Genomic DNA, 22,466 nt, shown 5'->3' with positions numbered 1-22,466 from the left:
AAAAAGGCCTCTCGTCTTAAGCTATTCGCTCAGAGACGAAAGACCTTATGCTTCCGCGGTACCACTCCGAATTTATGGCCGTTCTTCGGCCATACCCTCATCGGCTGCAGGCGAAGGCCTGCACCCAAGCCCTTGTAACGGAGGGCGTTCCGTTCTCGGCTGCGAACCAACGCATGCTTGCGTTGGACTTGACCGAGTCTGCTCCCAGGCGAGTTCCCCGTCTGTCGGTTGCTGCTTCGCATCGTCCAGCAGCTTTCTGAAACCGGTCAACGGGTACTGCTCCTTCTCCCAGCATATTCCGATGTGGATTTTACTTAGAATAGCACGCCGAGCGGAATCTTTCCAGTGGCAAAACGCCCAAGCCCCCCTCTACTCCGTGAAATACTTCAGCAGAATCTCGAGATCGGCAACCGCCGGATGCGGCGCCAGCCGCTTGAGCATGCGCTTCGCCTTGCGGGCGTAATCGCGGCTCATCGCGAGCGACCGCTCGACGGCTCCGCAGGCGGCAATCTCCCGCGTCACGCGGGCGAACTCCTCCTCCGGCGAATCCGGGCCGAGGGCGCGGATCGCTGCGGCGAGAGCGGGCCCCCCGTCTTCCAGCGCATACAGCACGGGCAGCGTGACGTTGCCGTTCCGCAGATCGGAGCCCGCCGGCTTGCCGATCTCCGCCGTGGTCTCGCTGTAGTCGAGAACGTCGTCGCGGATCTGAAACGCCATGCCGAGCGCCTCGCCGAAGGCGTAGAGCTGCTTGCAGACGGTCTTGTCCGCCCGGCTCAGCTCGGCGCCGATGCGGAAGCAGTTGGCCATCAGGACCGCCGTCTTGTTGCGGGATTTCTCCAGGTAGTCGGCCAGCGGCACCTCGTAGCGGAAGCGGCTGCCGAGCTGTTGGTATTCCCCCATGCAGAGCTGCATCAAGAGCGAGGCGACCTCCGCCAGCCGGGGCTTGTCCCCGGAGCCGAGCCGGACCTCTTCTTCCGTTGGCTCACGCTCCCCTTCCATGGCCCATTCCAAGGCGCGGGCCATCATGTAAGCGGCGATATGCGCTGCCGGAGCGACGCCAACGGTCCGCTGAAGCGTTGGAATCCCGCGGCGCAGGTCGGAATTGTCGATGATGTCGTCATGAATCAAAGAGGCCATGTGGAGATATTCGAGAAGAAGAGCGGCTTTCTGAACATGGATCGGGTCGGGCTCCGGCCCGAACCGTCCGCCAACCAGAACCATCATCGGCCGGAGGCGCTTGCCTCCCGCCTCCACGAGCCGGGTGACGCTCTCGCCGATCCAGGGATAGGCCCGGAGATCCGGGTCGGACTCCGCGATGGCAATCAAGTCTCGGTTGAGGGGCGCCAGATCGATGCGGAGGGCTTCGTGAAGCTTCATTGCGGCCTCCTTGTGCGGGAAACTTCTTCCTGACCGCGGGACAGATAGCGACGGAAGCCGGCAAACAGCTCGTCTGCCGCCTCGTCTGCGGTTCCCCCTGCCGCGAGATGGATCTGAATCGTCTTATGAACCGGCGTCAAGTAAGCCAGCAGCTCGCCTTCTCCGTTCTGCACCAGCCAGCGCAGGTAGACCCCAAACAGGTAGTCCCCGCCGAGCAGGCTGCGCGTCCGCTCTTCGCCGCTTTGCCGGTCCAGCTCTTGATGGCTCGCCAGACCTGCACGGAGAAGCAGATAACCGCCGAGAATGGCGATTCTGCGTTTACGGGACAGCCGCTCCTTCTCCAAGATCGCAGCCAGCTCCGGCAGCCGGGTATCCTCCGTCTTTAACCGAATGCCCGTGGCCGGGTCGATCAGCTTGTCCACCCGGGTGAATGCATCCGTTATCCATTTACCGTCCATGTTATCCATTCCTTCCCGAACAGGCTACATACAGGAAGGAGAGAGTCCCCCTCGCCCCCGAACGATCGGGCAGCAAGGAGCCTCTCTCCTGAACGTAAGCCTGTTGGTGGATTAATCCGCGTACAGGTAGTAGCGCTTGACGAACGGAATCCGCCGGATGGCGCGCTTGAGGCGCGGATAGACGTAATAATCCAGGCCCAGCGTGCTGCCGGAACCGCCGATCAGGGCGATGGCCGAGAAGATGTACCAGAGCATTTCCGGCGGAGCCATACCCGATACCCAGATCATGACGCCCATAGCGATCGTGACAATCGCAGCCGGAGCCGTGAACAGGCCGAGGATAAGCAGCACACCGCAGATCAGCTCAGCGCCGACCATGCCGAATTGGAACCACTTGGCGAGAACGGTATAGCCGCCGTCGTTGGTGTAGAAGAACAGGTTCATCGACCAGTCGACGATCTTGTGAATCCAGCCCCATACCGGAAGGGCCGACAGGGCATCCGACGTAGCCTGGGACGCTGCTGCCACCGCATCTGCTCCCACAATATCCGCACCGGCTTTCGTTGCGTCGGCGAGAGAAGCGCCGACCGTTCCGTCCTTGGGCAAGGCGGCTGCCGGAATCAGGAAGATCTTGTTCGGATCCTCGATGACCTTATCGAGCTTCTCCCAGCCTTCCTGGAACCATTTCACGCCGACAAAAATCCGCAGCGGAACGAGCCAGAAGTTCGGAGAGCGCTTGGAGAAGTGGCCGCCGAGGAAGCTGCGGCGATTATTGACATGGAAAATTTCATGCAGGAGATACGTGTACACCTTGTTGAAGCCAAGCACCTGTGCCAGGTACAGCATGTTGATCGCATGCTTGGACAGCATGGCCATGAATCCGGTCAGCTTGAACATCATGTTCGGCAGGCCGACGTTGGCGACGCCGTACCGGCTGCCGATGCTGACCATCATGCCGTGGAAGACCGGCTTGTAGGATTTCTTCTCCTTGCCGAGGAATTCCGAAGCGATGTTATAAGCGATGACAGGAGCTGCGTTCTCGGCGTTCTCGACCATCTGCGGAACCGGAGCTTTCGAGCCTTCCGGAATGTAGAAGATGTTGTCGCCGACGACATAAACTTCCGGATGCTCCGGAACCTGCAGTTTGTCGTTGGTCAGGATCCGCTTGCGGCCCTTCTGCTCGACATCGAGGCTACCCGCCAGATCGGAGCCCTCTACGCCGGCTGTCCAGATGACCGTCTTCGAGGTGATCTCCTGGTTGCCGAGTTGAACTCCGTTCTCGGTAACGCCGGTGATCTTGGACCCGGTGATAATATTGACGCCCAGCTTCCGCAGATGCTTTTCGGCTTTCTTGATCAGGGATTCCGGGAGAATTGGCAAAATTTTATCCACCATATCGACGACGTAGAGGTTGACCTCCGAACGCTCGATATGATGCTCGCGGCAGAGATCCTGGACGTATTCGGCCAGCTCGCCGATCATTTCCACACCGGTGAAACCGGCGCCGACGACGACGAAGGTGAGCATATCCTTGCGCTTCGCCGCGTTCCGTTCCTTCACGGCCTCGCGGAACATATGAAGAATCTGTTCCTTGAGCCGAACGGCGTCGTCAAAGGACCAGAGGGAGAAGGCATGCTCTTCCGCTCCGGAAATGCCGAAATAGGTGGGCTTGCTGCCCGTACCGACTACCAGGTAGTCGTAAGAATAAGCCTTGGCTTCCCCATGCAGCTTGCGGGAATCGAAATCGATATGACCGATTTCGTCTTGCACGACATCGACATTTTTGAAACCGGCAAAAACCTTCTTCAGGTCAACCTTGATGGCGTCCTCATCCGTACGGCCGGCGGCGACTTCATGAAGCTCTGTCAGAAGGGTATGATAAGGGTTTCTGTCGATGAGGGTAATCCGTACATCTTGCTTTTTCAACAGCTTGCCGAGTTTCTTGGCCGTTAGGACACCGCCGTAACCGCCGCCCAAAACCACGATCTGTTTCATACGATACACCTCACGATAGATTCAGACTGGATGATGTGAACCCGCGGCCCGAAATAACGCGTTCCGCGGGTTCATTGCTACCCTGATGCTAACTTATTTTGCTTGGTCGAGCGCCTTCTTGGCGAGCTCGGCGAAGCCTCCTACGTGAATCGATACGCCGGAGATGGCGTCGGTCTTGCCTTCGTTGTTGACGGCGATGGCCGTCGGGTCCTGCTTCTCGATCAGGAACTGCTCGGCCTTGTAAGCCTGCTCGTGCCATTCGGAGGAAGCGCCGCCCTTCTTCATGCCGTACTCGCCGCTCTTCGAACGGGTCTTCTTGTCCGTGCCGCCATCCTTGTGGATGCCGTTCCATTCGGCAGCGAGGATCTTGCCGTTCAGGACCGTAATCGTCACGGTGTCTTTCCAGCCGCTTTCCTTGTCAAAGTCGGCGGATTCGGCTTTGTAGGTGCCGTCCTTGTACGTTCCGGCTTGAACCGGACCTGCGTCAAGGGCCTTCTGGGCCAGCGTAGCCAGGCCGCTGACGTGGACGGATACGCCGGAGATGGCGTCCGACTTGCCTTCGGCGTTAACCGTGATGGCCTTCGGATCCTGCTTCTCGATCAGGAACTGCTCGGCCTTTTCGGCCTGCTCGTGCCATTCGGCGGAAGCGCCGCCGGCTTTCATGCCGTAGCGGCCGTCTTTGGAGTATTCCTTCTTGTCGATGCCGCCTTCTTTGTTGACGCCGGTCCAGTCGACGGAAACGATCTTGCCGCCTTCGACCTTAAGGCCGACAACTTCCTTCCAACCGGTCTTGGCGTCGAAGTCGTCGCCTTGGGCGTAGTACACGCCGTCTGCGTATTGACCGGCCGGAGCCGCGGAACCGCTCGGTGCGGTGGATGCCGAAGGCGACGTGGATGCCGAAGGGCTGGCCGATTCGCCGGACTTGCTGCTTCCGCAGCCCGCTGCCAGAACGGCGGTAAGCGAAAGGGACAATACAATTGCTGCTGCTTTCTTCATTACAAATTTCCTCCCCTTTTTGGTTCGTGTAATCCTGTGATACATTTCACACGCAGTTGATTATATCAGCACTTGGCACAAAAACATAGTGATTTTTGTTACTTTGTGTGACTTCTCTCCTCCGCTGACTTCCAAATCTCCATAATGGACGGTGGGAAAGGGAATTTCCGGCGGGAAGAGCCCGGTCCTCACCCCTATATTACCCAACTTTCCGCATGTGAGTGGGATAAACCAAAAAAAATTTGAATTCTTTGGACAAATTGACCAAGAAAACAAAGCGCGTTAAGCCAAATGCCCTTATTCATTATGACAGATTTCGTTGTGAAAACAAGAATCATTTTCATTTTTGTGGACAAATATTTTCAAACCCGCTATCATCGCAGGGAGGGGGCTGCGCGGGCGCGGCCTCCCGATTCTTTTGGAACAGGCAGGTGCCCCCGTGAAGCTTAAAAGCCTTTTTAAATTGGTGGAAATTCAGACGAAAGTGGCCAGCGTCATTCCGTTTGCCTTCGGAACCCTCTATGCTTATTACCGCTTCGGGGAATTCCGCCCGCTGCCGTTCGCGCTCATGCTAATTTCGCTGCTCGCCTTCGATATGGCCACGACGGCGATCAATAATTATATGGACTTCAAAAAGGCCGTTAAAACAAACGGCTACGGCTATGAGAGCCACAACGCCATCGTCTCTCACAAGCTGAGCGAGCGGTCGGTCGTGACCGTCATCGCATCGCTTCTGGCCGTCGCAGCGGCTTCCGGCATCGTTCTGGTGCTGAACAGCGACATTCTGGTCCTCGCCCTCGGCGGCCTGTCCTTCCTGGTCGGCATCCTCTATTCCTATGGGCCGCTGCCGATATCGCGCATGCCGCTCGGCGAGCTGTTCTCGGGGGTGTTCATGGGCTTCCTGCTTCTGTTCATCACCATCTTCATCCAGACGAACGACGGACAGCTCGCCGCGGTCGACCTCTCTTCGCTCGGCGAAGGACTGGTCAGCCTCCGGCTTAATCTGGTGGAGATCCTCGCCGTCTGCTTCGTCTCCGCTCCTATGGTCGCCGGGATCGCCAACATCATGCTGGCGAACAACATCTGCGACATGGAAGACGATCTGGAGAACCGCCGCTATACGCTTCCGCAGTACATCGGCAAACGGAACTCGCTGCTCCTGTTTCGAATCATCTACTACGTTTCGTATGTCGATGTCATCGCCCTGGCACTGCTCGGTGTTCCCGTCTACCTGCTCCTCCTCATCGTCGCCACGATCATTCCGCTCAACCGCAACCTTCGGGCGTTCGACCGGCAGCAGCTCAAGGCCGTCACCTTCGGCCTCTCGGTGAAGACGTTCCTGATCCTGTCGGCGTCGCGTCTCTTGGTGCTGGCGCTCGCCATTCTCATCGGACGGTAGCGTCGGGAGCCCGCCCGTTCCCGTGCGCCCTGACCCGGCACAACCTCGGATACTCCCTTGGTTTTCCCTTTATTTGTGTTAGTCCCCCTGCATAGCAAGCGGAATCATTTTCTGGGATTATCACGACAAAAGACCTACATATTCCAGTTTTAGTTATCATATATAATAAGTTTGCAACACCCTTCATCGAGAGAAAAAAGAGGAAATAATCCCAACCAGAAAGGGGTGGGAGTTATCGCGCATAATGTGAATTTTTTTACATAATTCGACGTACACACCGCTGTGTTGAATCCACCTCACCCTGCCTTCGGGCTTTTGGATGAGCAGCCCCGCCTTGCCACGAAATCTCGCCGCCCCCGGCCATAAGGTTGTGTTCCCATGAAATTCGACAGCAGACTACCGGTTGCCTGTCTCCTCCTCGCCCTTCTTCTCTTATCGGCATGCTCGACTGAATCCAAAACCGATTCGAAGAACGCTTCGTACACCGATAACAAATTCGGTTTTCAATTGACCTATCCGCAGAGCTGGCCCTCCGACGTCCATGAATGGAAGGAGCCGACGGCAACCCAGGAGGCTTCCCCTGACAGCGGAATCATCCTCTACGTGGACGGAAATCGGGAGGACAACCTATACATCTTTGGTCAGTTAGGAACCCTCTCCGTTCCGGTCGTCGATCAGCAGGAAACGGAGCCATTCAAGACCGACAGCGGGCTCACCGGCACTCTCTCCACCTCGACCCAGAACGGAAGGGTGGAGCAGACCTTGATTCTGGACGGTGCGGCTCTCACCGAGCAAGCGTATGCCGGACGCTCGCTCGGGGCCCATATTTCCGTTGGGGAGAAGGCCTTCAAGCAGCACAAGGATGAGCTCTTGAGCGTACTCGCAAGCATTAGCATCAAAAAGGACTAGCGGCAAAAATAGCCTCCCCGGTCGGCCCGGGAGAGGCTATTTTCGTGCTGTGGGTATAAAAGAACCGCTCCGGCTGGACAGCCGGAGCGGTTCTTATCACGTCGTTAGCCGATTACAGCTTTACAACGTTTTCGGCCTGCGGGCCGCGGTTGCCTTGAACCACGTTGAATTCCACGTGCTGGCCTTCGTCGAGGGACTTGAAGCCTTCGCCCTGAATAGCGGAGAAGTGTACGAATACGTCGTTGCCGCCTTCTACTTCGATGAAGCCGTAGCCTTTTTCTGCGTTAAACCATTTTACCGTTCCTTGTTGCATGGGGAATTACCTCCAAAAGGGTTATTTAACATGGAGCTTTTTATTTCTCACATAAGGGACTTACGTAAAAATAAAAAATTCACACATTCCAAAAGGTTTCATTACCAGATGAGAACCCTTTGAAATGCATGAATTCAGGCTTCATTTGTTAACGGTCTCAGGATAGCACATCCGCCGGGGGAACGCAAGCGGCCCCCCGGTTCACTCGGCCCGCTCGGCGGAAACCCGCTTCAGCTTCGGGCCTTTGAAGAACACATTGGTCACCTCGGAGAAGATCAGGCCGATGGCGATCGCCCCGGAGATCAGGAACGCGCGGGCGGCGGATTGCATCGCCAGGCTGTAGTTGCCTTCGACGAACAGACGCATCGCGTCGTACGCCAGGCCGCCGGGAACGAGCGGAATGATGCCCGAGACGCTGAAGACGATGATCGGCGTCTTGAACAGGCGCGCGAAAACTTGACTCAACAGCGCGATGAAGAAGGACGCCGCGAGGGTGGAGACGACGAGGACGGCCCCGACGTCGGACAGACTGATGTAGAGCGCCCAGCCCAGCATGCCGATGAAGCCGCACTGGACGAGCGTCTTGGGAGGTACGTTGAACAGGATGCCGAAGGCCGCCGAGGCCACGTAGCTGGTAATAAGCTGAACAAGCAAGGCCTGCGCCTCCTTACAGGAATGAGAATACCATGGCGATGCCGGTGCCGATCGCGAAGGCCGTCAGGAAGGCCTCCGCGCCCTTGGACAAGCCGGACACGAGATGGCCGGCCATCAGGTCCCGGACCGCATTGGTGATGAGCAGGCCGGGAACCAGCGGCATGACGGAGCCGACGATGATCTTGTCGATCTGCTGGCCAAAGCCGGTATGGACGGACAGCATGGCGATCAGGCCGATGAGAAAAGCGGCGAGCAGCTCGGAGAAGAACTTGATCGGCACGACCCGGTGCACGTTTACCGCGGCAACATAGCCGATGCCGCCCGCCACCGTCGCCGGCAGGAAATCCGCCCAGATGCCCTGGAACATCATCAGGAAGCAGCCGCTGGAGACGGCGGCACCGAGGTATTGCAGCCACGGCGAATAGGTGACCCGGCTGGCCTCGACCTCCTTCAGCCGTTCATAGACGACGGCCAAGCTCAGCTTGCCCTCGGCGGCCTGCCGCGAGATGGCGTTGACCTGGGTGACCTTGCGCAGGTCCGTCGAGCGGACGGAGATGCGCGCCATCTTGGTCGGCTCGTCCCCCCTGCGCGAGAACCAGATTCCCGTAGGAGTCACGTAGCTCTGGGCCGCCTCGGACCCGAAGGCGGCGGCCATCCGCGTCATGGTATCCTCCACCCGATAGGTTTCCGCTCCGTTCTGGAGCATCAGCTTGCCCGCAAGCAGGCAAACCTCCACGATTCGGTCGTTCCCCCGGTCCGGATTTCCGGGTTGTTCTTCTGTCGTCAACACTGCCGCACCTGCCAATTGTTAAGGTTACCATGCGTAAAACCATTGCCATTATACCATGCCGCCCCCCGCCTTCCAACCGGCGGTAAGCGGTTACTATTTTAATGAAGAAAGACAGAGCCCTTGCATCGTCCAAGCCAAAGAGCCCGCCTCCCGGCAGGATTTGGCTCCTGGCCGTTCGGCGGGCGATTTCCCCGTGTGAGGCTTTGGTTCGCTTCGCGTCTTCCGCGGCCGGAAAGACGTTTATCCCTGCAGAATCGTCTCGATGCGGTCGAGCTCGTCCCGGGTAAAGTCGGGCGCGGCCACGGCCGCTACGGCGTCTTCGATCTGGCTGATCTTACTTGCGCCGATCAGGGCGGAGGTCAGGCGGCCGCCGCGCAGAATCCAGGAGATCGCCATCTGCGACAGCTTCTGTCCGCGCTCTGCGGCGAACTCGTTCAAGCGCCGCACCTTCTCCATCTTCTCGTCGGTCAGCGACTCCGGACGCAGGAAGACGCTCGCTCCCGCAGCGCGGGAATCCGCCGGAATCTCCTTCAGGTAGCGGTCGGTCAGCATGCCCTGCTCCAAGGGCGAGAAGGCGATGCTGCCGATGCCCTCCTGCTCCAGCGCATCCAGCCAGCCCTCCTGCTCGGCCCTGCGGTCCAGCATGGAGTAGCGGAACTGGTGGATCAAGCAGGGGGTGCCGAGCTCCTTCAGAATCTTGGACGCCTGCACCGTCTGCTCGGCGGAATAGTTGGAGATGCCGATATAGAGCGCCTTGCCCTGGCGAACGAGGAGGTCGAGCGCCGCCATCGTCTCTTCGAGCGGCGTGTCAGGGTCCGGCCGGTGGTGATAGAAGATGTCGACATAGTCGAGTCCCATCCGCTTCAGGCTTGCGTCCAAGCTGGAGACGAGGTATTTCTTCGAGCCCCACTCACCGTAAGGCCCCGGCCACATGTAGTAGCCGGCTTTGGTCGAGATCACCATTTCGTCGCGGTAGCTGCGGAAATCATGGTCCAGAATCCGGCCGAAATTCTCTTCGGCGGAGCCGGCGGGCGGTCCGTAGTTGTTGGCGAGGTCAAAGTGGGTGATGCCGAGGTCGAAGGCGCGCCGCACCATTTCGCGTCCCCGTTCATATGGATCGATGCCGCCAAAGTTATGCCACAAGCCAAGCGAGACCGCGGGCAGCTTGAGGCCGCTTTTGCCGCTGCGGTTGTATTTCATCGTTTCGTATCGACCTTGTGCAGCCAAATGTGCCATTTCATTTCTCTCCTTTTGGTGGCGCCGGATGGAATGCGCATTCATTATACCTTCCCCCTGTGGCAAAAGGCATATCCTCATGTCCGCTCTTTATTGTATAATGTCACTAAACCCTTTTAAGGTGGCGCTCGGAAATGGAACATTACTGCACGGTCCTGCCTCGGCAGAAGCAGACTCCCGTCGATCTCCAATTCTATTACTGCGGCTCGGAGAAGGCCGCCCCCGGCGGCTCGTGGGGCCCGGCGGTAAAGGATCACTATAAAATCTTCTACATCAACAGCGGCCAGGGGACGTTCCGCTTCCGGGGCAAGGCCTATTCGCTGCGCGCGGGCGACGGCTTCCTGGTCTGCCCGGGAGTCGTGTTCTCTTACGAGGCGGACCTCGAGGAGCCCTGGGTGCAATCGTGGATCGCCTTTCACGGCGAGGACACGGAGGCTTACCTGGCCATGACCGGCTTGTCCGCCGAGAATCCGATCCTGCACACGGGAGAGGCGAGCGGCCTCGGGGAGAGCTTCCGGCGGGTGCGCGAGGCCGATTACCCGGGGGACAGCCGCGATCTGCGGATTACCGCCGCCTTTCTCCAGCTCATGGCCGACATTCTCGACGAAGCGAACGGGGAACGCACCTGCGCCCGCCCGTCGGAAAACCGGCGCAAGACCTATGTCATGCGGGCGATGGAATACGTGGACGTCAATTACTCCCGGGGCGTCACCGTGGAGGAGCTGGCGGCTGCCCTCAACCTCACCCGCAAGTACCTGTCGCGGCTGTTCAAGGAGGAGACCGGCGTCTCTCCCCAGCAGTATCTGCTGAAATACCGGCTCGGCAAAGCCGCCGAGCTCCTGAGCACGACCCTCCTGTCGGTCAAGGAGATCTCCTTCTCCGTCGGTTACAAGGACCCGCTGCTGTTCTCCCGGATGTTCAAGCAGCTCTACCGCTTATCGCCGCGCCAATACCGCGAGGTCAACCGGCTTCCGGTGCAGGCGTAAACGGGGAGAAACGATACGAGTGGGATTGGAGCTCCTTATCCAAATCCCCAAAGAGAAAAACCTCTTATTCCACCGGGCTGTGGAATAAGAGGTTTCCTTTTTGCCGCGCTATGGATGATTCTCGCGCTCTCCGGGCCCGTCATGAGCCTCCCACCGCCGCCCGGACCTCTTCGGTAATCCGGTCTCCGCCGTTTCGCTTCCACTCCTGCACGAACCGGTCGAATTCACTGAGCGGAGTGTCGCCGACGATCACCTTCAGAAAGGTTTCGCTTTCCAGCTTCTGAAGCTCCTTCCACCTGCCCGGCATCGATTTCGTCACCCCGGAAAAGACGCTCTTTACCTTCACGCTCGGGGTCGAGGCGAGGACCCCCACGCCGTACCGGTACGAATTGACCGCCTTCCAGCCCTCCAAATCCTTCTTCGGCTGCTCCAGCTCCCGGTTCCATCGCTCGTAGAGCAGACGGGTTTCCGGCCGCAACAGCGCCGGGTCGATCTTACCGTGCAGTGCCTGCTGGAGATCGGCATAGTTGCGCTCGATTCCCTCCGAATAATCGATCAGCAGGTCGAAGGGATAGTACGCCCGCGGCTGAATGCCGGTCTGGGCGGCAAAGTCGTCCAAGCTGCGAACCGCCTCGTTCGGGTCCTCCCTTCGCTCCAGCCGGGTGAAGGCGTTGACCAGCTTGACCGCGGCCTCCGGATGGGCGTAGCCCTTGCGGACGACGAGAAACCGGTCCGTCGGAGGGGCCAAGTGGATCACGAACCGCCCCTCGGCGTTCAGCGGCGCGGCGTAAGCCCGCCACTCCGCCGTCGTATTCGAGCGCACCGCTTCGAACAAGGGAAAATACGGCATCCACCAGGGACCGAAGAAGATTCCGGTCTTGTTGGCCACGATCGGCTCCTGGGTTTCCTTGTACAGGGGGAAATTCGGGTCGATCAGGCCGCGCTTGTACCAGTCTGCGAGTCGGGCCAGCGCTTCCTTGGTCTCCGGCTCCGTGGAGCCGTAGACGATCTCGCCGCGCGCATTGCGAATCCAGTTGCCGGGATAAGCGCCGAAGGCGTTGAAGACCGAATCGAAGCCGTTGATATGCGGCTTCTGCCCATAGACGATGTTCCGGTAGCCGCTGATGCCGACGGTATCCCGCTTGCCGTTCCCGTCGGGATCGCGCTCCACGAACGCCTGAGCGATCTTCTCGATGTCGTCGAGCGTGCGGGGCGGACTCAGCTCCAGCCGGTTCAGCCAATCCTCGCGAATCCAGAGCAGGGTGGCCGAATCGGCCTGCAGCGCCACATTCGGCAGACCGTACAGCTTGCCGTCGCGGGACGCGTCCGTCAAGACCTCGTTCCCGGTCGACCGGTACATCTCTTTGATCAGCGCCGAACCATATTTCTCGAACACGTCCGTCAGGTCTTCGATCAGATCGGCCTGGATGAGGCGCTCCAGTTGCTCGCGGTCGACGACCATCGCGTCCGGCAGATCGCTGCTGTCAAGCGCCATCTGCACCCGCTGAAAATAAGCCTCGTCCCCCTTCGCTTCCCAGTAGTGGACGACCTTGATGTTGGTCAGGCCCTCCAGGTAGCGGCTGACCGGGTTGTTGTCGTTGCTGTCTCCCGTCGTGAGCCGGGAATCGGGAATCTTGAAGCCGATGCGGATCGTGACGGGCGAGGCCAGCCTGCCGTAGGCGTCCGGCTCGGCCGGTACCGCAGAGACGGTCGGCCGGACCGGCTCCGCAGGCGCAGCGCTCTCGCGGCAGGCGGCCGCGGCCAGGGCCAGGAGGAGCAGGGCGGCCAGCTTGCGCATCTTCATGCCCGCCCGCCCCCCTCGCTGCGATATTCGCTCGGCAGCCGGCCGATCCGATCGCGGAACAGCCGGCTGAAATAGCGCTCATCCTCGAAGCCCGAACGGCTGGACACTTCCCAGACTGGCAGCTCGGTCTCCAGGAGCAGCCGCTTGGCTTGGTCGAGCCGCATGTTCCGCAGGCTTTCGCCGAAGGGAATCCCGGCGAAGCGGGCATAACACTGGCTGAAATAGCCCCGGCTCATGCCGACGGCCGCCGCCACCTCGCTCTGGTTGATCTTCTGTCCCGCGTTCGCCTGCATGTAGCGGACCGCCCGGAACAGGCAGCCCATCACCTCGCGGGAGAAGCCGAGCTCCAGCATGCGCCGGGCAGCCAAGTCGGCGAAGCGGCGCAGCCAGCCTTTCCAAGCGTGCAGGCTGCGGCAGGCCGGAAGGGCCTCCTCAAGCGAAGCCCGCTCCTCTTCCTGCGGCAGGAAGGCCTCCCATTCCTGAAGCAGCCGCTGGCTGAACGCCAGGACGCGCGAATAATGCGGCCTCCCCTCGCGCAGCCGATCCAACAGCCGGTCCCATTCGGACGGCGAGAGGGCCCAGGCGAGGTCCAGCGCCTTCTCCAGCGCCTCTTCCTCCGAGTCCCGCACGGATTCTGTCCGGACGGCTGCCGAGCGCAGCTCCCCATAGGACAGCTGGACCAAGGGAAGCTGCCCTTCGGGGTGGTAGAAGACCGCCTGCCGCAGCTTGCCGGCGCATTCCCTCTCCAGCTCTGCGAGCGGTGCCTCCCGAACGTCGGACAGCAGGACGGCAAGCCACGCCCCGCCGAGCTTGTCCTGGATGTCCCGCCGGACCTCTTCGAGGCAAAGGCGCTGCTGCACCGGGGACACCCACAGCTCGCCCAGCTCGGCGGGCGGATGGGTCTTGGTCAGTTGGAGCGAAATCAACCGCTCTGCGCTAAGCTCCGGCTGCAGCGGCAGATAGACGATCGCCTTATCGGCGGTCAAGCGGCCGCCTTCTCCGTTCGGCCCGCCGCCGCGGAGGCTTTGCTCCCATTTCAGCCGGGCGACGAGGCGGCCGATGGTCGCGTCGGTGTTTTCCATATCGAGCAGGGTTTTGACAATATAATCGACCGCCCCCAGGCGCAGCGCCTCCTGCACGTACTCAAACTCATGGTGGCAGGTCAGCACCACCGAATGAATCCGCGGGTACAGCCGGCGGACATGGCCGATCAGCTCAAAGCCGGACATGCCCGGCATGGAAATGTCCACGAAGAGCAGGTCGATGTCCTGCGTCTCGATCAGCTTGAGCGCCTCTTTGCCGTCGCCCGCCTCCCCCACCATCACGACGCCGAAGGCCGCCCAATCGATCATCGACATGAAGCCCTTGCGCACCAGGCGCTCGTCATCCACGACTGCCGCTCGTATCATTCAAGGTCCTCCTTTCGCTTGCGGGGAATGAGAATGCTCACGGTCGTGCCCTGCTCCGGCCGGCTGTCGATGGAAAGCGTCATGTCCGAGCCGAAATACGTGTGGAGCATACGGGAGACGTACGGGAACCCGATGCCGAGCCCCTTCTTCTCCCCGGACGAACCGGATAGGAGCTGCGCGACTTCCTCCTCGGTCATCCCCGCTCCGTTGTCGCTCACGCGGATCAGTATGCGGCGGTCCCCCTGCTTGGTGATGCGAATCTCCACTTTCCCGTTGTCGCTTCGGCCGTGGTAGATCGAATTCTCGACCAACGGCTGCAGCAGGAACCGGGGAACCGCAGCCGATCGCACGTCTTCGTCGGCCTCCACCTGAAAATCGAATTCGTAATCGTAGCGGATGCGCTGAAGCTCCATGTAGTTGCGGATGGCCTCGATCTCTTCCTCGATGGTGACGATCAGGCTGTGCTTGCCCAGGTTGTAGTGCAGCACCTTGACGAGCAGGGTGACGAGGCGGTCGATGTCCTTCTGCCCGTTCATCCGCGCCAGCCACTGAACCGTGTTGAGCGTATTGTGCAGAAAATGGGGATTGATCTGGCTGAGCAGCTTTTCCACCTCGAATTGGCTCTTCTGCTTCTCGTTGCGGGCCACGTCCTGGATCAGCTCGTTGACCTGCTCCTTCATCTGTTGGAAGTTGTTCAGCACGAAGTCGAACTCCTCCACATGGGTGAGGGCGACGGGAGCGGTTACATTCTCGGCCATGCGGTTGATCTCCAGGTTCAGCTTGCGCAGGGGCGCATAGACGCGCCGCCAGACGAGCCCGCCGAGGAAGGCGGCGAACAGCAGGGTGAACAGCGCCAGCACGGCCACCTTGGCCACCCAGTCGTAAATCTCGCGGTTGAACACGGACTTCTTGACGACCGCGACGAGCTGCCAGCCCTGCGGGCTCGTATAGCGGAACAGGTGGTAGCCCTCCAGCGCCTCGTGCGCGCGCGAGGAAGGAAGCGCCGCAGCCTGGGTCACGCGCCGGGGGAGCTCGCCTTCGATCACGTGAACGCTGCCGCCGTCCTGGCCGATAAGCAGGTGCTGCAGCTTCATCCCGTAGCCGTCCTGGTCGAAGACGCGGCGAAGCAGGCTGTAGCTCGTCTCCAGATAGATGTAGAGCGCGTGACCGGACACCTGGACGGCCCGGCGCTCGGACAGCACCAGGTTATCTCCGACCGAATACATCGTCGGATGCGGGCCGAAGTAATCCGCTCCGTTGTAATGCATGAAGCGGGGAAGCTTCGCGAAGTCAAAATCGCTGCGGGCGCTCAGGCTGGTGAACAGCACCGGGTCCTCGCTGTCCGGCGCCAGGTAAGCCGTCAGCCCGATATAGGGATTCGTGAAGTTCACGAGGTTGATTTTCTCGGTAATGGAGGTCATCAGCTGGGCTTTGCGGTAGATCTGCCGTTCCTGCAGAAAAGCGGACATTTCCTCTACGATTTGCCCGTCCAGGGCGAACTGCTTGGAAGCGTAGTCCAGGTTGTCGAACGCGTTCTCCAGCCGGAACGCCTGCTGCTCAAGACCGGCATTGATACCGCTTGCAATCTTGCCCGAGAGGATTGAATAGATCGACGAATACGCAACCACCCCGACGACGATCAGGGGGAGCAGCGCCGCCGCGAGCAAGTAGAGGATCAACAGTTTCCGCAAGGACTTGACGCGCGGACGGGACGAGCCCTTGGTCATGCGGCTTCCGGCCATTCTCTTCTCTCCCTTGAAGTCCTGCCATCTCTCCTCCCAGAATACCACATCCGCACCGGGCGGAGGATGGGTAAACGGATGCAGGGGGACCAGACCCAGACGGCGGCTGCCGTCCGGCCTGCCCCCCCGGACCGTGCTATGCGGATTACTTCACGCTCTTGCGGGCTTCGAACAGCTCCTGGGCCTTCTTGATCGAGAAGTCCAGCACTTCGCCGTAGCCGAGCCCGTTTACCTTGTCATGCATTTCCTTGTTCAGCTTATCGAACTCGGCTTGATTCTTGGCGAAGACCATCTTCCAGGACATCTGTTGGATGACCGTGCCGATCTGCTTGTTCTTCTGCTCCAGCGTTTTGTCCATCATGAGCGGCTCTTTGCCGGTGAAGCCTTGCGGCGCGACGGCGAGCAGGTTGTTCTTCTCGAAGTATTCCTTCGGCGTCAGCACGCCCATCTTCTCTCTCCACGAGCTCTCCAGCTTGCTCGGATTGCGCTCCAGCGTCGTCTTCCACAGGTTGTGGTCGAACGGCTCACCGGTCTCGGGATTGATCATCGCCGGGACGACGAAGGAGAAGTTCATTTGGTTCGAGCCGTAGTAGTAATCGCCGCCGCCGTATTCCTCCGGAATCTTCGTGTTCTGCTGATCGGTGAACGCCTTCCAGCCGAAGTCGGTGACGACCGGCTTCCCGTTCGCGTCGATATCCCAGGTCAACCCCTTCGGTCCGTTCGGAACGGCGGTGCCGCTGCCGGCCGACAGCATGGCGCCCTCCGGCGTGTACATCCAGTTGAGGAACTCCATGATCCGGGCCGGGTCCTTCGCCTTGGCGCCGATGGCGATGATGCCGTTGCCGCCGTAGACGTTGAAGCCGGTCGAGTACATCAGCTCGTTCTTGAACGGAACGAGCGCGAAGCCCTTGCCCTCCGCCGTCCGCTCCGGCGTGTTGTAGTTCGCCGCCCCGAGCCACGGGAACCAGGAGAACAGCACGCGGCCGTCCTTGTACTTGGCGACGACATCGTCGAACTTCTGCGTCAGGGAATCCGGATCGAGCAGGCCCTGTTGGTTGGCGTCAAAGTACAGCTTGAGCGATTTCATGTACCAGCTGTCTTCGGCCAGGAAGTCGTAGTACTTCTCTTCGTCCGCCTTCACGTAGACGGCGGTATCGGCAATTTCGTCATACCCGAGCATATTGGCGAACTGCTTGGCGAGGGTCATCTTGTAGTTGCCGTCCCAGTCCGACCACAGCGAGAAAGCATAGGTCTTCTTGCCTTGGCTGGTCTTCGGCTCCAGCTCCTGCATCTTCTTCAGCACCGGCAGGTAATCCTCGATGGAATTGATCTCGGGAGCGCCTACCTGCTGATAGAGGTCCCAGCGCAGGTCCGGTCCCCAGGTCATGTCCTTGCCCTCGGAGGGGCCGGTCGGGTTGGTCGCGACGTTGTTGCCGATGCCGTAGACGGCCGAGCCGCCGCCGAACGCCACCTTGGCCTTCTCGATCGCCTTCGGGAACGTCTTGGCGATGTCCGCGCCGTACTTGTCGAGCAGGCCGTCCTTCGTCCAGTCGAGCAGCAGGTTGCCCTTGATGGCGTTCGGGTAGTGGTTCTTGTCATCGCCGAACACGATGATGTCGCCCATGTTGCCCGAGGCCATCATGGCCGAGATCTTGTTGTCTCCGCCCGTCAGGTTCGAGGCCACAATGTCCAGCTCGATGTTGAACTTGTCCTTGATGACCTTGGCGAACCAGCCGGTTTGCGGTCCGGCATAGTTGGCCGTGGTGGAGAAGACCGTCAGCTTCAGCGGCTTGGTGTGGTCGAGCCCGCCGGCGTTCTCCGTGCCGGGCGCGGCGCTCGCCGCCCCGGCGCTTGCCGAAGCGGTCGGCTTGGCGGACGGGGATTCCGCCGATTTCTTATCCCCCTTCGAGCATGCGGCCATGACAGTCACCATCATCATCGCCAGCAGCAGCAGGGCTATTCGTTTCACTCGCATCGCTCTTTGCCTCCCATGAGTTTAGGTAGATGAATGTCTTGCTATGGACCCACTCCGCCAGAGAGCGGAGAGAAACCCCCGAGCTAAAACGTTGGCCGACTGAACAATGCGGAAGCGTGCGGAATCGGACCAAATTAGACCAGATTGGATCGGGCCGGATCAGGGAGCCTCCCTTGTGCAACCGCATGCAAGGCGGACCGTCAGCCCTTCACGGCGCCGATCATGATGCCCTTGACGAAGAACCGCTGGAAGAACGGATAGACGATCAGAATCGGCAGCACGACGATCATCGTGACGGTCATGCGGACGGATGTCGGGGTCTGCATGTTCGAGATGCTGGCGGCCATGTCGGGCGAGCTGCGGATGAGCGCCGCGAGCGAGCTCGATTCGTTTAGGTAGCGCCACAGCAGGAATTGCAGCGTGAAGAATTTCGTATCCGTCATCAGGAACGCGGTATCGACGAAGGAGTTCCACTGATTGACCGCAGAGAAGATCGTGATCGTGGCCAGAATCGGGGTTATCAGCGGCACGATGATGCTCCAGAAGGACCGCAGGTACCCCGCTCCGTCCATGGCCGCCGATTCCTCCAGGGAAGGCGGAATGGCCTCGATAAACGTTTTTACCAAGATGATGTTAAACGGCGAGATGATCGTCGGCAGAATATAGGCCAGGTAATTGTTGGTGAGATGCAGGTTGTTCATCGTGATGTACCAGGGAATCAGCCCGGCGCTGAAATACATCGTGACGACGATGAAGCGGTACCAAATCGGCCGTCCCCACATGTCCTTCTTGGTGAACAGGTAGCCGAGAAAAGCCGATGCCCCGACCGTCAGCAGCGTGCCGCAGACCGTCCGGTACAACGACACCGCCGCCGCATGGCTGAGCCCGCTGATCCGGAGTACCTTGGCGTAGTTGCCGAAGTGGATGCCGCGCGGATAGAACTTGATGTCGCCCGCCGCAGACAGGTCGTTCGCGCTGATCGTGTTGATGAACAGGTAGTAGAACGGATACAGGCAGCTCAAGGTGAACAGGCCGAACAGCAGATAGAGGCACGCCTGAAACGCCAGTTCGCCGGCCGAAGGTTTTTTGCGCATATAGGTCCTCTCCTTCCTCAGATGATCGACTCGCCGCGGACGGCTTTGGACAACGTGTTGGCCGCGAACAAGAGGAAGACGCTGACCAGCGATTTCAGCATGCTGACCGCCGTGGCGAACGGGAAGTTATTGGCGAAGGCGATGTTGTAGACGTACAGGTCGAGCACTTCGATCGTGTCCTTGTTCATCGCGTTCTGGAAGGCGAAATATTGCTCCATCCCGTTGTTGACGAAATTGCCGATCGACAGAAGCAGCAGAACGAAGAACGTCGGCATGAGTCCCGGCACGGTGATGTGCCAGATCTTGCGGAACCGCCCGGCTCCGTCGGTCTCCGCCGCCTCGTACAGGTCCTGGTCGATCCCGGCGATGGCGGCCAGGTAGAGGATGGCGCCCCAGCCGAGCGACTTCCACCAGTACCAGACGATCATCTTCAGCCACATGTGGGAATCCGACGCGAGGAAGTTGTAGCCCTCCGGCACAAGCTTGAACTGGGCGAGAATCGCGGTGACCACCCCGTTGTCGACGGAGAACAGGGAGAATGCGAGCGCGTAGACGAGAATCCAACTGATGAAGTTCGGAATGGTCGTCAGCGTTTGCACCAGCTTGCGGTACCAGCCGGTGCGGATCTCGGTCAACAGGATGGCGAAGACCACCGGAAATACCGAGGTAACCAGGCCGAGAAAGCTCATCGCGACCGTGTTCTTCAGCACGCGCAGCACTTCCGCCGTCTGGGTCGGATTGGCGACGATGGACTTGAACCACTGCATCCCGACATACGGCGTGTCCTTGAGCGGAATGCCGGGAATGTAGTCATAGAAGGCATAGATCCAGCCGCTGATCGGCAGGTAATAGAAGATGAACGTAATCGCCAGAAAAGGCAGGGCCATCAGGAACAGTTTGTATTTGTTCGCGAGCTTTGGCCGCGTCCGTTGCGCCGGCATCGCCGGCTGCACCGCCCCATCCGTTGGCAGCTCCATAGTAAGTTCTCCCATCCCCTCGGAAAATGTTAACGCTATCATTTTACCTTGTGATCGCCCGCCTCCGGGTGAGAAGACGGGCACCGGTTGAGGGAGAACGGTTATCGGCTATCGGACCGTTTTCGCAGCCGATCGAACCGTTTTCGCACCTCGGAAGGCGCACCCTGCGGCCGAATAACGCAAAAAAGGCGGAACCCAAGCCTCCCCCGTTAAGGGTTGCCTCAAGTTCCGCCCTCGGCTTGACCAGCATGCAGCCGATTGACATTGACGATAGCCGGTTCGGCTCTTCTGCCGCTTAATACACTTTGCTCATCTTGTATTTGTCCGCCGCCTTGGCGAAGTCCTTGCCCGCGGATGCGCTGCTTTTGCCGGCGTCTACCGTCGTATCCACAGTCACCCATTCGCCGTTCAGATAGACCTCGTTCCAAGCGTGGTACTGCTTCACATAGGCGCTTGTTCCCATGACCAGCTTGGCCGGAATTCCCTGGCTGCGCAGCATGGCCGCATAGAGCGACGCGTAATCGTAGCAAATGCCCTTGCCGGTGTTCAGGGTCTGCTCCGGATTCGGCAGGTATTCCGTTCCGACGGAAGCGGCGAGGGCGTTGTCGTACTTGATTTTCTTGATGATATAGCTATAAATGGCCTTCGCCTTGGCTTCCTCGGTCTTGGCCCCCTGGGTCAGCTCGGCGGCCAGCTTGGACGCTTGGCCGTTCGGCTGCCAGCGGACGTTCTGAACGGAATTCAGAAACACCGCCTGGGCATCGTCGAGCTTGACGCGAACCGTATCCTTCTTGACCAGCCGGTACTTGGTTCCGTCGGCCTGCTCCAGCAGCGAAACCTCATAATCGCCGTTGCCGAGCTGCAGAGGGAAGGCTTGTCCCGAGCCGGTCAGCGTGTAGGTGTAGACCGCTCCCTGCTTGGCGATCATCAGCTTCGTCTTCGTTCCGGTCTTGACGTCATAGCGGATCGCGATGAGGCCGCGGTTGACGGCCTCCTTGTTGAGCCAGGAGGCCTCCGAAGCCGCCGAAGCGGTACCGGGAACGGCCAGGTTCAGCGGCACAGCGGAGGCGAATACGGCGAGGATGACGGCGAGCAGCCATTTTTTCATCAAAAAAAGCCCCTTTCGGCAACTGGCTGCCATCCGTCTAAGACGGGAAGGCCCTGTAGTTTTGCGTCCCTGCCTTTCGGCAGGTTTGCCCTTATCGTGAAGCTTGTCGGTTTATCTTTCTCTCAAAAACGGGATTGATAGTTTCATAGTATCACATATTCCCGGACTGGCAACAGGGTTTGACAAAGAGATCGAAAAAGAAACACCTCAAACCAAAAAATGCTCCGCAGGGAGCCGGTCGAACGGCCCATACGGAGCATTAACGGTTTCGTTTCTAAGGACTTTCGACTCAGCGCTTGCCGGAGTCGAACGGCTCCCCGGAAGCCTTCGGCGCTTGCGACGACTTGGAGAACAAGACGAGCGCGAGCAGCGTAATCACGTACGGGAATACCTTCAGGATGACCGACGGAATCACTTGGAACTGCGGGATAACCTGCGAGACGTTGGCGACCGTGCTGGCGAAGCCGAAGAAGAAGGTCGCGCCGAGCACGCCGAACGGCTTCCACTGGCCGAAGATCAGCGCGGCCAATGCCAGGAAGCCGAGGCCGGCTACGCTGCCGTTGAACTCGCCGGAGTACGTGGAGATGATGATCGCCCCGCCGAGGCCGGCAAAGCCGCCCGAGATCATGACGCCCAGGTAGCGCATCCGACGGACGCTGATGCCGGCGGCTTCCGCCGCATGCGGATGCTCGCCGCAGGAGCGCAGGCGCAGGCCGAGCCGGGTCTTGTACAGGACGAATGCGCTCAGGATCAGCACGAGCAGGATGAACCAGGTCGTCATGTACGTGTTCGTGAAGAACAGCGGCCCGAGGATCGGAATCTTGTGCAGGTACGGCACATCGAACGATTTGAATGCCTGAACGATGCGAATGTTGCCGCTGCCCGTAATGTTCCGCGCGAGGAAGATGGTAAGCGAGCTCGCCACCATATTGATCGCCGTGCCGGAGATGACCTGATTGGCGCTTAGGTTAATGCTCGCGAACGCGTGCAAGAGCGAGAACAGAACGCCAATGACGAACGCGGCCGCGAGGCCCACCCAGAGGGTCCAGGCGGCACCGGGGTATTGGGCCTGGAGCTTGTTGATCGTGAAGGCTCCGGCGAAGGAACCGATGATCATCAGGCCCTCCAGGCCGATATTGACGACGCCGCTTCGTTCGCTGAACAGCGCGCCGAGCGCCGTAATGAGCAGCGGGATGGTGAAGACAATCGCATACGGGAAAATATTTTCAATTATTCCCCACATG

At 59.7% G+C, this 22,466-nt stretch carries 19 protein-coding genes and 1 riboswitch; of the genes, 3 read left to right on the top strand and 16 right to left on the bottom strand.

Annotated features, from left to right (window positions below):
- Positions 1-369: 369 nt before the first annotated feature.
- The 4 genes from ACSEXS_RS14160 to ACSEXS_RS14145 form a co-directional block, all read right to left on the bottom strand.
- On the bottom strand, positions 370-1,377 hold the full coding sequence (locus ACSEXS_RS14160; RefSeq protein ID WP_438433885.1) for a polyprenyl synthetase family protein: 1,008 nt from the start codon (positions 1,375-1,377) through the stop codon (positions 370-372).
- Positions 1,374-1,835, bottom strand: a complete 462-nt coding sequence (locus tag ACSEXS_RS14155) for a hypothetical protein (RefSeq protein WP_438433884.1) — start codon at positions 1,833-1,835, stop codon at positions 1,374-1,376. The genes ACSEXS_RS14160 and ACSEXS_RS14155 overlap by 4 nt, the downstream gene beginning before the upstream one ends.
- Before the next feature lie 111 nt (positions 1,836-1,946).
- Positions 1,947-3,830, bottom strand: a complete 1,884-nt coding sequence (locus ACSEXS_RS14150; protein ID WP_438433883.1) for an FAD-dependent oxidoreductase — start codon at positions 3,828-3,830, stop codon at positions 1,947-1,949.
- A 93-nt stretch (positions 3,831-3,923) separates the two neighbouring features.
- Positions 3,924-4,826, bottom strand: a complete 903-nt coding sequence (locus tag ACSEXS_RS14145; RefSeq protein ID WP_438433882.1) for an FMN-binding protein — start codon at positions 4,824-4,826, stop codon at positions 3,924-3,926.
- Positions 4,827-5,265: 439 nt separating this feature from the next.
- Here ACSEXS_RS14145 and ACSEXS_RS14140 point away from each other — a divergent pair, with 439 nt between their 5' ends.
- On the top strand, positions 5,266-6,225 hold the full coding sequence (locus ACSEXS_RS14140; protein ID WP_438433881.1) for a 1,4-dihydroxy-2-naphthoate polyprenyltransferase: 960 nt from the start codon (positions 5,266-5,268) through the stop codon (positions 6,223-6,225).
- A 378-nt stretch (positions 6,226-6,603) separates the two neighbouring features.
- On the top strand, positions 6,604-7,134 hold the full coding sequence (locus tag ACSEXS_RS14135) for a hypothetical protein (protein ID WP_438433880.1): 531 nt from the start codon (positions 6,604-6,606) through the stop codon (positions 7,132-7,134).
- A 112-nt stretch (positions 7,135-7,246) separates the two neighbouring features.
- Here ACSEXS_RS14135 and ACSEXS_RS14130 read toward each other — a convergent pair whose 3' ends face one another.
- From ACSEXS_RS14130 to ACSEXS_RS14115, 4 genes are all read right to left on the bottom strand, one after another.
- Positions 7,247-7,447: a cold-shock protein gene (locus ACSEXS_RS14130; protein WP_438433879.1), complete on the bottom strand. Its 201-nt coding sequence runs from the start codon at positions 7,445-7,447 to the stop codon at positions 7,247-7,249.
- Between the two features lie 201 nt (positions 7,448-7,648).
- The gene (locus ACSEXS_RS14125) at positions 7,649-8,101 is read right to left on the bottom strand and encodes a threonine/serine exporter family protein (protein ID WP_438433878.1); all 453 of its coding nucleotides are present in this window, start codon (positions 8,099-8,101) and stop codon (positions 7,649-7,651) included.
- Positions 8,102-8,114: 13 nt separating this feature from the next.
- Positions 8,115-8,807 (bottom strand): threonine/serine exporter family protein, encoded by a 693-nt coding sequence (locus ACSEXS_RS14120; RefSeq protein ID WP_438434044.1) that lies wholly within the window; start codon positions 8,805-8,807, stop codon positions 8,115-8,117.
- A 324-nt stretch (positions 8,808-9,131) separates the two neighbouring features.
- Positions 9,132-10,127, bottom strand: a complete 996-nt coding sequence (locus tag ACSEXS_RS14115) for an aldo/keto reductase (RefSeq protein WP_438433877.1) — start codon at positions 10,125-10,127, stop codon at positions 9,132-9,134.
- 134 nt (positions 10,128-10,261) lie between these two features.
- Here ACSEXS_RS14115 and ACSEXS_RS14110 point away from each other — a divergent pair, with 134 nt between their 5' ends.
- The gene (locus ACSEXS_RS14110; protein ID WP_438433876.1) at positions 10,262-11,113 is read left to right on the top strand and encodes an AraC family transcriptional regulator; all 852 of its coding nucleotides are present in this window, start codon (positions 10,262-10,264) and stop codon (positions 11,111-11,113) included.
- A 139-nt stretch (positions 11,114-11,252) separates the two neighbouring features.
- Here the strand turns inward: ACSEXS_RS14110 and ACSEXS_RS14105 are convergent, their stop codons facing one another.
- The 8 genes from ACSEXS_RS14105 to ACSEXS_RS14070 form a co-directional block, all read right to left on the bottom strand.
- Positions 11,253-12,917 (bottom strand): extracellular solute-binding protein, encoded by a 1,665-nt coding sequence (locus ACSEXS_RS14105; RefSeq protein ID WP_438433875.1) that lies wholly within the window; start codon positions 12,915-12,917, stop codon positions 11,253-11,255.
- Positions 12,914-14,326 carry a response regulator gene (locus tag ACSEXS_RS14100; RefSeq protein ID WP_438433874.1) on the bottom strand — a complete coding sequence of 471 codons (1,413 nt, stop codon included), beginning with the start codon at positions 14,324-14,326 and terminating at the stop codon, positions 12,914-12,916. Before ACSEXS_RS14100 ends, ACSEXS_RS14105 begins: the two co-directional genes overlap by 4 nt.
- Positions 14,323-16,068, bottom strand: coding sequence for a sensor histidine kinase (locus ACSEXS_RS14095; protein WP_438433873.1), 1,746 nt, complete (start codon positions 16,066-16,068; stop codon positions 14,323-14,325). The genes ACSEXS_RS14100 and ACSEXS_RS14095 overlap by 4 nt, the downstream gene beginning before the upstream one ends.
- A 145-nt stretch (positions 16,069-16,213) precedes the next feature.
- Positions 16,214-18,043 carry a type 2 periplasmic-binding domain-containing protein gene (locus ACSEXS_RS14090; protein WP_438433872.1) on the bottom strand — a complete coding sequence of 610 codons (1,830 nt, stop codon included), beginning with the start codon at positions 18,041-18,043 and terminating at the stop codon, positions 16,214-16,216.
- 200 nt (positions 18,044-18,243) lie between these two features.
- Positions 18,244-19,137 (bottom strand): carbohydrate ABC transporter permease, encoded by an 894-nt coding sequence (locus ACSEXS_RS14085; protein ID WP_438433871.1) that lies wholly within the window; start codon positions 19,135-19,137, stop codon positions 18,244-18,246.
- A 17-nt stretch (positions 19,138-19,154) separates the two neighbouring features.
- Positions 19,155-20,114 (bottom strand): ABC transporter permease, encoded by a 960-nt coding sequence (locus ACSEXS_RS14080; protein WP_438433870.1) that lies wholly within the window; start codon positions 20,112-20,114, stop codon positions 19,155-19,157.
- Between the two features lie 295 nt (positions 20,115-20,409).
- Positions 20,410-21,222 (bottom strand): transglutaminase-like domain-containing protein, encoded by an 813-nt coding sequence (locus ACSEXS_RS14075; RefSeq protein ID WP_438433869.1) that lies wholly within the window; start codon positions 21,220-21,222, stop codon positions 20,410-20,412.
- A 14-nt stretch (positions 21,223-21,236) separates the two neighbouring features.
- Positions 21,237-21,322: riboswitch (cyclic di-GMP riboswitch) on the bottom strand.
- A 189-nt stretch (positions 21,323-21,511) separates the two neighbouring features.
- Positions 21,512-22,465: an ABC transporter permease gene (locus ACSEXS_RS14070; RefSeq protein ID WP_438433868.1), complete on the bottom strand. Its 954-nt coding sequence runs from the start codon at positions 22,463-22,465 to the stop codon at positions 21,512-21,514.
- Position 22,466: the final 1 nt, after the last annotated feature.

This window comes from Gorillibacterium terrae (genome assembly GCF_051594785.1).
Classification (GTDB): domain Bacteria; phylum Bacillota; class Bacilli; order Paenibacillales; family NBRC-103111; genus Gorillibacterium.
Note: the sequence above shows the minus strand (reverse complement) of the source record. Positions and strands in the feature narration are given on the sequence as shown.

Excerpts from the sequence above, each read along its gene's own strand:
- ACSEXS_RS14160 (WP_438433885.1), bottom strand. The coding sequence starts at position 1,377 with ATGAAGCTTCACGAAGCCCTCCGCATCGATCTGGCGCCCCTCAACCGA.
- ACSEXS_RS14155 (WP_438433884.1), bottom strand. The coding sequence starts at position 1,835 with ATGGACGGTAAATGGATAACGGATGCATTCACCCGGGTGGACAAGCTG.
- ACSEXS_RS14150 (WP_438433883.1), bottom strand. The coding sequence starts at position 3,830 with ATGAAACAGATCGTGGTTTTGGGCGGCGGTTACGGCGGTGTCCTAACG.
- ACSEXS_RS14145 (WP_438433882.1), bottom strand. The coding sequence starts at position 4,826 with ATGAAGAAAGCAGCAGCAATTGTATTGTCCCTTTCGCTTACCGCCGTT.
- ACSEXS_RS14135 (WP_438433880.1), top strand. The coding sequence starts at position 6,604 with ATGAAATTCGACAGCAGACTACCGGTTGCCTGTCTCCTCCTCGCCCTT.
- ACSEXS_RS14130 (WP_438433879.1), bottom strand. The coding sequence starts at position 7,447 with ATGCAACAAGGAACGGTAAAATGGTTTAACGCAGAAAAAGGCTACGGC.
- ACSEXS_RS14120 (WP_438434044.1), bottom strand. The coding sequence starts at position 8,807 with ATGCTCCAGAACGGAGCGGAAACCTATCGGGTGGAGGATACCATGACG.
- ACSEXS_RS14115 (WP_438433877.1), bottom strand. The coding sequence starts at position 10,127 with ATGGCACATTTGGCTGCACAAGGTCGATACGAAACGATGAAATACAAC.
- ACSEXS_RS14110 (WP_438433876.1), top strand. The coding sequence starts at position 10,262 with ATGGAACATTACTGCACGGTCCTGCCTCGGCAGAAGCAGACTCCCGTC.
- ACSEXS_RS14105 (WP_438433875.1), bottom strand. The coding sequence starts at position 12,917 with ATGAAGATGCGCAAGCTGGCCGCCCTGCTCCTCCTGGCCCTGGCCGCG.
- ACSEXS_RS14100 (WP_438433874.1), bottom strand. The coding sequence starts at position 14,326 with ATGATACGAGCGGCAGTCGTGGATGACGAGCGCCTGGTGCGCAAGGGC.
- ACSEXS_RS14095 (WP_438433873.1), bottom strand. The coding sequence starts at position 16,068 with ATGGCCGGAAGCCGCATGACCAAGGGCTCGTCCCGTCCGCGCGTCAAG.
- ACSEXS_RS14090 (WP_438433872.1), bottom strand. The coding sequence starts at position 18,043 with ATGCGAGTGAAACGAATAGCCCTGCTGCTGCTGGCGATGATGATGGTG.
- ACSEXS_RS14085 (WP_438433871.1), bottom strand. The coding sequence starts at position 19,137 with ATGCGCAAAAAACCTTCGGCCGGCGAACTGGCGTTTCAGGCGTGCCTC.
- ACSEXS_RS14080 (WP_438433870.1), bottom strand. The coding sequence starts at position 20,114 with ATGGAGCTGCCAACGGATGGGGCGGTGCAGCCGGCGATGCCGGCGCAA.
- ACSEXS_RS14075 (WP_438433869.1), bottom strand. The coding sequence starts at position 21,222 with ATGAAAAAATGGCTGCTCGCCGTCATCCTCGCCGTATTCGCCTCCGCT.
- ACSEXS_RS14070 (WP_438433868.1), bottom strand. The coding sequence starts at position 22,465 with ATGTGGGGAATAATTGAAAATATTTTCCCGTATGCGATTGTCTTCACC.